General features: G+C 61.0%; 8 protein-coding genes. 4 read left to right on the top strand and 4 right to left on the bottom strand.

Annotation, left to right across the window (positions count from 1 at the left end; translation table 11 throughout):
* Positions 1–257 precede the first annotated feature (257 nt).
* From JIN78_RS16265 to rfbB, 3 genes are all read left to right on the top strand, one after another.
* Positions 258–551, top strand: coding sequence for a hypothetical protein (locus tag JIN78_RS16265; protein WP_200393057.1), 294 nt, complete (start codon positions 258–260; stop codon positions 549–551).
* 172 nt (positions 552–723) lie between these two features.
* The gene (locus JIN78_RS16270; RefSeq protein WP_200393058.1) at positions 724–2259 is read left to right on the top strand and encodes a YifB family Mg chelatase-like AAA ATPase; all 1536 of its coding nucleotides are present in this window, start codon (positions 724–726) and stop codon (positions 2257–2259) included.
* A gap of 49 nt (positions 2260–2308) precedes the next feature.
* On the top strand, positions 2309–3298 hold the full coding sequence (rfbB, locus tag JIN78_RS16275; RefSeq protein ID WP_200393059.1) for a dTDP-glucose 4,6-dehydratase: 990 nt from the start codon (positions 2309–2311) through the stop codon (positions 3296–3298).
* On the opposite strand, the gene pdxH is transcribed toward rfbB, so the two are convergent.
* The 4 genes from pdxH to JIN78_RS16295 form a co-directional block, all read right to left on the bottom strand.
* Positions 3288–3947 carry a pyridoxamine 5'-phosphate oxidase gene (gene pdxH, locus JIN78_RS16280; protein WP_200393060.1) on the bottom strand — a complete coding sequence of 220 codons (660 nt, stop codon included), beginning with the start codon at positions 3945–3947 and terminating at the stop codon, positions 3288–3290. The two genes, rfbB and pdxH, sit on opposite strands and share 11 nt — an antisense overlap.
* Positions 3948–3983: 36 nt before the next feature.
* Positions 3984–4886 (bottom strand): ThuA domain-containing protein, encoded by a 903-nt coding sequence (locus JIN78_RS16285; protein WP_200393061.1) that lies wholly within the window; start codon positions 4884–4886, stop codon positions 3984–3986.
* Positions 4887–4992: 106 nt separating this feature from the next.
* The gene (locus JIN78_RS16290) at positions 4993–7107 is read right to left on the bottom strand and encodes a hypothetical protein (protein WP_200393062.1); all 2115 of its coding nucleotides are present in this window, start codon (positions 7105–7107) and stop codon (positions 4993–4995) included.
* A 79-nt stretch (positions 7108–7186) separates the two neighbouring features.
* The gene (locus tag JIN78_RS16295; RefSeq protein WP_234038042.1) at positions 7187–7588 is read right to left on the bottom strand and encodes a DUF3147 family protein; all 402 of its coding nucleotides are present in this window, start codon (positions 7586–7588) and stop codon (positions 7187–7189) included.
* A 75-nt stretch (positions 7589–7663) separates the two neighbouring features.
* Between JIN78_RS16295 and JIN78_RS16300 the strand changes: the two genes are divergently transcribed.
* On the top strand, positions 7664–8451 hold a 788-nt coding region (locus JIN78_RS16300), incomplete at its 3' end, for a hypothetical protein (protein ID WP_200393063.1).

Below are 8451 nucleotides of genomic sequence, written 5' to 3' on the forward strand. Positions count from 1 at the left end.
TTTAGTCCTGATCCGCGGCACCTCAAAAGAGACCGACGAACCCGCAAATCCCCCATAGAATCAGGCCTCACAGCCTTAACCTGACGCGAATGGGTCAGGGGGATTTTCATTTTCCCCCTCGAACAAGAGCCTGGTCGAGGGGGATAAGGGGTTTTCCCCCACGGAATCGGGATGGGATCTGGTCGAAATGTCTTCCCGAGGCCTTGCCGTGGGCTGGTCTGTGAAGCCCTTTGGGGGATCGGGAAAGGAGCGAGGGCGTGCCGCTGGAAAAAATCGTCAGAAAAGCGTGGTTCATCGCCGTTTCGGGGGTGGATGATGCTGCGGCTGCTTTCGTGATCATGGGAGGCAGCGGCGAGAATGGTTGTTGGTGCGGCGAGATCACAGCCTTGCTGGGACGAGGGCCGGGCGGCAATCCCAGGGCGTTGCCCTGGGCTGATATGTGCAGCCCCGTTGGGGCGTGGGGTGGCCGTGGGGTGGGCTTGGGGTGGGCTTGGGGTGGCCGTGGGGTGGCCGTGGGGTGGGCTTGGGACGCCGGGACTGCGGTGGGATAGGTTCTGTGGTTCAGACGTTCAGAAAACAACTCTCCTCTCCCCTATCAGCCAGCGCTTATTCGGACCCCTACTTTCCTCGGCATGCGAAGGAGAATATCCGACCAAACGAAAAACTGTTCAAATAATCATTTTCCTCTTGCCCACCGGAGAGGTTCGCCCTTAGCCTTTTGCCATGATTACGCGCTTGTTCTCAGCTGCTCTGCGGGGAGTGGATGCGGTGGAGGTGGAAGTGGAAGTCCATGGTCGCAATGGCGAAAAGCCGGGCACCATTGTGGTCGGTCTGCCCGATGCGGCGGTGCGGGAGTCCGCCATGCGGGTGGGCTCGGCCATCGCCTCCTCCGGGCTGAGCGACTGCGTGGTCAATGTGGTCAATCTCGCTCCAGCGGACCTCAAGAAGGAGGGCCCCTCCTTTGATCTGCCCATTGCGCTGGCCATTGCGGCCAATGGCATGGACTCCGCCATTGCTCATGAGACCGACTATGCCATTGTGGGCGAGCTCTCCCTCGATGGCACGGTGCGCCCGGTCAAAGGAGTGCTCTCCATCGCCATCGAGGCCAAGCGCCGGGGCCGCAAGCGCCTCCTCGTTCCTGCCGAGAATGCGGCCGAAGCCGCCATTACCGAAGGCATTGAGGTCATCCCCATCACCAGCCTTTATCAGGCCTATCATTATCTCAACGGCGAGGAAACCATCGCCCCCTTCCAACTGGATCGGAAAAAGTTCTTTGAAGCACAGCGGAGCTACGAAGTCGACTTCGAGGACGTGAAGGGTCAACATCACGTCAAGCGCGCCCTCGAGGTGGCCGTCGCCGGTGGCCATAATATCCTGATGGTCGGTCCTCCAGGCACGGGAAAGTCCATGCTCGCCAAGCGCCTCCCCACCATTATGCCGGACATGAGCGAGGAGGAGGCCATCGAGACGACCAAGATTCACTCCATCGCCGGGCTGCTGGACCCGAAGAAATCCTTTCTCGTCACCCGGCCCTTTCGCGCGCCCCACCACACCATCTCCGATGCGGGGCTACTCGGGGGCGGCAGCAATCCCGGGCCAGGGGAGATTTCGCTCTCCAACAATGGGGTGCTTTTCCTTGATGAGTTGCCGGAATTCCGCCGTTCGACGCTGGAGGTCCTCCGGCAACCGTTGGAAGATGGCGAGGTGACCATCACCCGGGCGGCGGGTTCGCTCTCCTTCCCGGCCAAATGCGTGCTCGTGGCCGCCCTCAATCCCTGCCCCTGCGGATTCTTTGGCGACAGCAAGCGGGACTGCCGCTGCAATCCCCGCCAGGTGGAAAACTACCGGCAACGCATCTCCGGCCCCCTCCTCGACCGCATCGATCTGCACGTGGAGGTGCCGCTGGTGGAATACAAGGACCTCGCCAGCTCGGCCAGTGGCGAAAAGTCGGCCGCCATCCGGGAGCGCGTGATTGCCGCGCGGCAGATACAGACCGAGCGCCTGCGAGCGGTGGACGGCCTCCGCACCAATGCGGCCATGCCCTCCCGGCAGGTGCGGGCCCATTGCCAACTCGACGAGGAATCCTCGCGCTTGCTGGAACAGGCGATGGAGACCCTCAACTTCTCGGCCCGGGCCCACGACCGTATCCTGAAGGTGGCTCGCACCCTGGCCGATTTGGCGGGAGCGGAGCACATCGGCCCCTCTGAAATCATGGAAGCGATCCAATACCGCACCCTCGATCGACGATTGGCATTTTGACAAAAGCATCGCCAGTCACGCCCAGCCTGTTAGCCTCCCGCCCGTCACCATGCGCAGCCTCCGTTCCATTCTCCTCACTGGCGGAGCCGGATTCATCGGTTCCAGCCTGGTTCGCCATCTCCTCAAAGAAGACGAGGTTGAGAAGGTCGTCATTCTCGATAAACTGACCTATGCTGGTCGCCGCGAGAACATTCGCCAGCCCCTGGAGGATCCGCGTTGCCACTTCGTGCAGGGCGATGTTTGCGACGCCGGGCTCTTGGCCCAGCTCTTTGCCGAGCATCACTTCAGCGGTGTCTTCCACCTCGCGGCCGAGTCCCATGTCGACCGCTCCATTGCCAAGGCCGACGACTTTGTGACCACCAATATTCTGGGCACCTCCCTGCTCCTCGATCAGGCCCGGGAGCACGAGATACCGCTCCTTCATTGCTCGACGGACGAGGTCTATGGCCCCATTCCCTCCCCGGAAAAGGCAAAGGAAGACGCGCCCCTGCGGCCGAGTTCTCCCTACGCCGCCTCCAAGGCCTCCGCCGATTTGCTCTGCCAGGCCGCCCATCACACTCACGGCACCGATATCGTCATCAGCCGCTGCACCAACAACTACGGCCCCCGGCAGCATCCCGAGAAGCTCATTCCCCTGCTCGTGCAGCGGGCCCTGCGCGACGAGCCCCTGCCCATCTACGGCAACGGACTGCAGATCCGCGATTGGATCCACGTCGACGATCATTGCCGGGGCTTGATCGCTATCTATCGCCGGGGCCGATCCGGCGATGTCTACCATCTCGCCGGTCATCGCGAGCGCACCAATATCGGTGTCGCCCGCTCCATCCTCGATGCCCTGCGCAAGCCTCACAGCCTCATCGAGCATGTCGCCGACCGGCCCGGTCACGACCTGCGTTATGCCCTCGATACCGAGAAAGCCATGATGTGGTTCGGCTGGCAGCCGCTGGTTTCCTTCCAAGATGGCTTCGCTGACACCATCCGGGCCCTCAGTGCGGAACTGCGCGAAGAGGAGAGCACTGCGCCCAGCCCTACGAGCTGAGCCGCACAATATCCCAGCGCCCATTGGGGGCCTTCTGGTAACGGAGCCGGTCGTGCAGACGCGACTCACGCCCTTGCCAGAACTCCACCGTCACCGGCTCCAGCACATAACCGCCCCAGAACTCCGGCAGCGGCACCTCACTCCCTTCGGGATAGCGCATGCGCATGAGGTCCTCGCGCTCTTCCAGATAACAGCGGCTGTTGATTTCCCCCGACTGCACCTCCGAGACCCAGGCTCCGATTTGTGATTCATAAGGTCGGCTGTGGAAATACTCCGCGCTCTCCTCGCGGGAAATCTTGCTCACCCGCCCCTGGATATTGACCTGGCGCTCCAGCTCCTTCCAAAGAAAGGAGAGAGCCGCATTCTCATTGTCGAGCAAGTCCCGGCCCTTCTGCGAGCGGTAGTTGGTGAAAAAGCGGAAGCCCCGTTCGTCGAGCCCCTTCAGCAGCACGGTGCGGAGGGAAGGCAGGCCCTCCGCCGAGACCGTGGCCAGTGACATGGCATTGGGCTCCAGCAGCCCCGCCGCTATCGCCTCCTGTAGCCATTTCTCGAACTGCGCCAGCGGATCCCCGGCCATATCCTCACAATCCAACCCTCCCCGGGTGTAATTTTGCCGCAAGGCCGCGATATCAATTTCGTCTCGATTCATGAGGGGAGAAAAACGCGCCCATCCCGGGCAGCAAGCTTATTCAGTCAAATCCCCCATCGCCCACTGGATTCCCGCGAGATAATGGGCGAGCACTTTCTCATTCCAGAAAATGTGGTCATTGTGGCCCAGGGAACAGTAAAAGACGCGGCCCTCGCCCCAAGACCGGGCCCAGGAAACTCCCACATCATGGGATTTGATCCCCTTCAAGGTCATGTCCGTTTTGTCGGTATCGAGGCGCAGCAGCATCTCGACCTGGGAAGAATCGTAGGGGGCCTTGAATTGGTAGATCTCCTCTTTAAAGTCGAGATTCTCCCCTTCCATCATGGCGACGAGGGGATGATTTTCTTTTCCGGGCTCGACCTTGATGGACACTTGCCGACCGGCGTTCCAAGGATGGCCATTGAAATAACCCCCAATCATTTCGCCATACTCGGACCAGTTGTAAAAAGTGTCGGTGGCGGAGTGAATGCCCACAAAGCCTTTGCCACCCTTGATGAACTGCATCAAGCTCTCCCGCAGCCGGGTGACCTTGGCCTTCTCTTGCGACCGCTCTTCAGGCGACATCTTTTCCCACTGCTTCTTGGGTGCCCCGAAGACGTCCTGAGTGGTGTTGAAAAAGACAATGGCATCGAACTGATCGATTGCCCCGGGCTCGAAGTGAGCCAAATCATCGCTCACCACCGCCTCATAAGCTCCCGTTTTCTTCCCCAGCTCCGTCAAAGCCACTTTTCCGGTAGGGATGGACTTGTGGCGAAATCCTGCCGTTTTGGAGAAAACCAGAATCCGGCGCTCCTGCTTGGGCTCGGCGGGAGCTTTCTCCGGCAAGGCCTTGGCAATGGACTCCACCGCCCCAACGGGCAAATCCTCTCCCTTGGGGCCGGCAGCAATGAAGAGAAAAGAAGCGAGCAAGAGCGCAAAGGGAATGAACAATGGTTTCATAAGCGATTCTCCCATGACGTTGAGGGCCTTCGCGCTCTATCAAGTGGCGGCTATTTTTCCTCTCCCCGCCAGTTTACCTGAAAACCGGCCGGGAAGAGCGACCTGCTTACTCGGCCAGCTCGACCGCAAAGCTCGTGCGCAACTCGCCCGCCTCCTCGCGATGATGATAGCGCAGGCGCCTCAACTGAGCGAGTTTCTCACGCAGCGACTGATCGCCTCCGAGGCCCTCTTCGCCCAAGAGCGCGTCCGCCTGGGCGAATGCCTTCGTCTGCGCCAACACGTCCCACAGCTGCAAGAATTGGCTGCCACGCTTCAGGTCCATCTCGATTTTGAGACCCGTCCCGGGGGCGGCCTTCCCTTGCCGCCCGAGCTCGAACAAGCGAGCCTGAAGGCGGGAGGTTCCCAGTATCAGCACCTCGTCGTTGAGGGCGATATTGAGCAAGAAGTCCTCATTGGAAAACGGGAGCAAAAGGAAATTGCTGTCCAAGCCCTCATCCTCACTGGTCATGAAGCCGGGGAAGGGCACGGTCTCACCCATCTCCTCCCCCACCCGGGTCAAAAACTTTTCAGTCGCCCGCTTCATGGCTGCTCCCGCTGCCGACACCTTCGCCCGGTCAGCAACCGAGCGCGCCCAGAGTAGCCGGGGAATGCGGCCCTCCTTCAACATCTCGGGGCTCAGATCCGGGAGTTGTGGCATCTCGCCCTCCAAGTCCATGGCAAGGACCTGCTCCCGGCCGAGACCTTCGAATTCCAGCTCCCTTCCCGCCGCCGCCAACTCGGTCAACCAGGCAGGCAAGCTCTCGCTCATCAGCTCCCGGGAGAGCATCATCTCCGAGGGAAACCACTCACCGAGCGCTCCCTCCAACACCTTGAGCAGGGCCTCCCCCTGCTGCCATTGCCAATCCAGCCGTCCCTCTTCACCCACCCAATGGGCTTGCAAAAAGCTTCCAGCCGCCCCGGCGCCTCCCTGCAGAGACCACTCGGCCTCATAATCGAGCCCGGGCTTGCGCATCCCTCCCACCGTCTCGATGCGGAGCCCATCCTCCAGCCAGCCGATACCCGACCAAGCCGACTCCACCTCGCGGCGGGAAAGTAAACTACGCATCTTGGCCACCTCGTAGAGACCATCACTCATCACCTTCCCGTTCTCCAGCTCCGGGTGCCGGGTCACCACCTGAGCCTGGGCTCGCACCGAAGGGGCATCATTGAGCCAATGGGGCACCGATTGCAGAAATTCCTCCGAAACCCGCCAGCGCATCCAACTCTCGGCTTCCCCACTCAGGGCAACCAAATCGGCAAGCTTCCCATCCGCAGCCAACGAGTCCGCAGAAGACTCCACCAATTCGAAGCCGCCCGGACCATTGCCCGCATAAAAGACCAGCCAATCATCCACCTGGGCCCACAAAACGGTAAACGCCATCTCGTCCAGCGCGGCTTTCAACGCCTGGAAGCGTTTCTCATCCAGGGGTCCTCGCTCCCCGGCACCGGCTTCCTGCCACCACTCCTCCAATTCGCGCCCCGCGGTCTGCTGACCGAGGAAGGTCATTCCCCTCCGGGGCCATTTCCCATCCTCCTCCACGATTTGGTAAGGCGACTCCCCGGCATGATCCTGCAAAGCTTGGTTCAAGGTCGTCCAAGCCTCCGCCATCCCGGTAGCGGTCGGCTTGACCGCCAGATAGACGGAGGGGATGGCCAAACGCTCCTCCTCCACGAGGGAGTCCAGAAAGACCCCCAGCTGCTCCTGATCCAGATTCTCGAAAATCGCATCGGCATCACTTAGTCCGGCCATCGCCTCGGCGGACACTTCCCCCTCCTCCTGCCAAGCCTCCGCCAGATTGAGCAGAACCTCGAACTGAAGCCCGGCCATAAGCCCGGAAAATTCGTGATAGACCTTGCCCAGCTCCCCCGCAAACTGATTGCCCTCCCCGCCCAGCGCGAAGACGAAGTGATTGCCCGCCTCACCCGCCGCTTTCAAGATTTCTTCCTCCCCCCCCTGCGGGTTTGGAATCTCTTCACCAAACCTCTCCTCGGCCATCTCCAAAGCCAGATCCCTTTGCTCAAAGACGAGTGGCAGCAACCCTTCCTGCAGAAAGCCACCATCGTGATAGGCTTCAAAGTAAACCGCGCAATCTTTGGGAAGATAGCGGCCGAAGGTCGCCTCTTCCGCCGAAAGTGACAATTGCGCACAAGAAAGGGCGAGAGGGAGAAGATAAGTTTTCATGTCCCCCTTTGCCTATCAGGAGAGAGCCCGGCGACAAGGCAAAGCCAGGAGAAACCTCTCTAGAAATTGTAATGCCTCCTTAGATCACTTTCATGCCCACTTTGCGCAGCACGAAAACCATGACCCAAAAGAGAACGGCCGTCAGAAGGCAATTCGCCGCCAAAGACCAGCCAAAACTCCAACCCCGACGCAGCATCCACGGCAACACTAGAAACATGGGCAAAGTCGGCAGCACAAACCAAAAAGTGCCCTCGGCATGATTGGCGATACGCTCATTTCCCTGCTTCTCCCCATTCATCCACAACATCGCCAGCAAAGATGTAAGCGGCAGGGCAATGAGCAAGGCCGAGAGCTTGTCATTGACCACCTGCACCTTCGTCACCAACACGATCACCAAAGCACTGAGGAAGAGCTTACTGGCATCGAACCAGCTCCACGTCGTCAACTCCCGGCCCAAGGCTGTCCAGTCAATCTTCATCATCGGGCAGCCTAGCAACATTCCCTCCCCCCGCAAGCCGTCTTGACTCCCGGCTGGCGATTGGTTGAGCTGGCAGGGATGAAAGCCCTTTCCCTCCTCCCCTCCTGCGCCTTCCTGGCCCTCGCCGCCTGCTCCCCCGCCGATGGCCCCGCCATCACCACTCCCGGCTCCCCCGCCGCCGTGGCGACCACCCTGACCGCAGCCGAAAAGGCCAAAATCGGGCAAAAGATCTGGCAAAACGAATCGGCAGGCTCGCGCGATGGCCTCACCGCCTGGAATGATGGCGAGGCCTTCCCCTCCCTCGGCATTGGCCACTTCATCTGGTATCCCGCCGGGCAAAACGGCCCCTACACCGAGTCCTTCCCCCAATTCATCCGCTTTGCCCAACAGCAGGGAGCCCAGCCCCCCGCCCTCGCCCGCCAGGCGGACGCCCCTTGGCCGAACAAAGCCGCCTTTCAGCGCGCCTTCCACGGAGCAGAAATGACCGCCCTCCGCACCTGGCTCGCCAACAACGTCTCTCTGCAAACCGACTTCATCATCGCCAAGTCCCGCGCCTCTCTCCCGAAGATCCTGCAAGCAGCCGGACCCGACGCCGCCCGTGTCAAGGCCAACTACGAACGCGTGGCCACCAGTGCCCGCGGCCAATACGCCCTCATCGACTACGTCAACTTCAAGGGCGAAGGCATCAACCCCAACGAGCGCTACCACGGCCAGGGCTGGGGTCTCCTCCAAGTGCTCCAAGAGATGAAGGGAACCGCCACCGGTCCCGCCGCCGCAGTGGAGTTCTCGCAAGCTGCCAAGACCGTGATGGCCCGCCGCGTCGCCAACTCCGGCGGCAAAGACCAGCGCTGGCACGCCGGCTGGCA

Origin of the sequence: Roseibacillus ishigakijimensis, from assembly GCF_016595415.1 — a bacterium.
Classification (GTDB): domain Bacteria; phylum Verrucomicrobiota; class Verrucomicrobiia; order Verrucomicrobiales; family Akkermansiaceae; genus Roseibacillus; species Roseibacillus ishigakijimensis.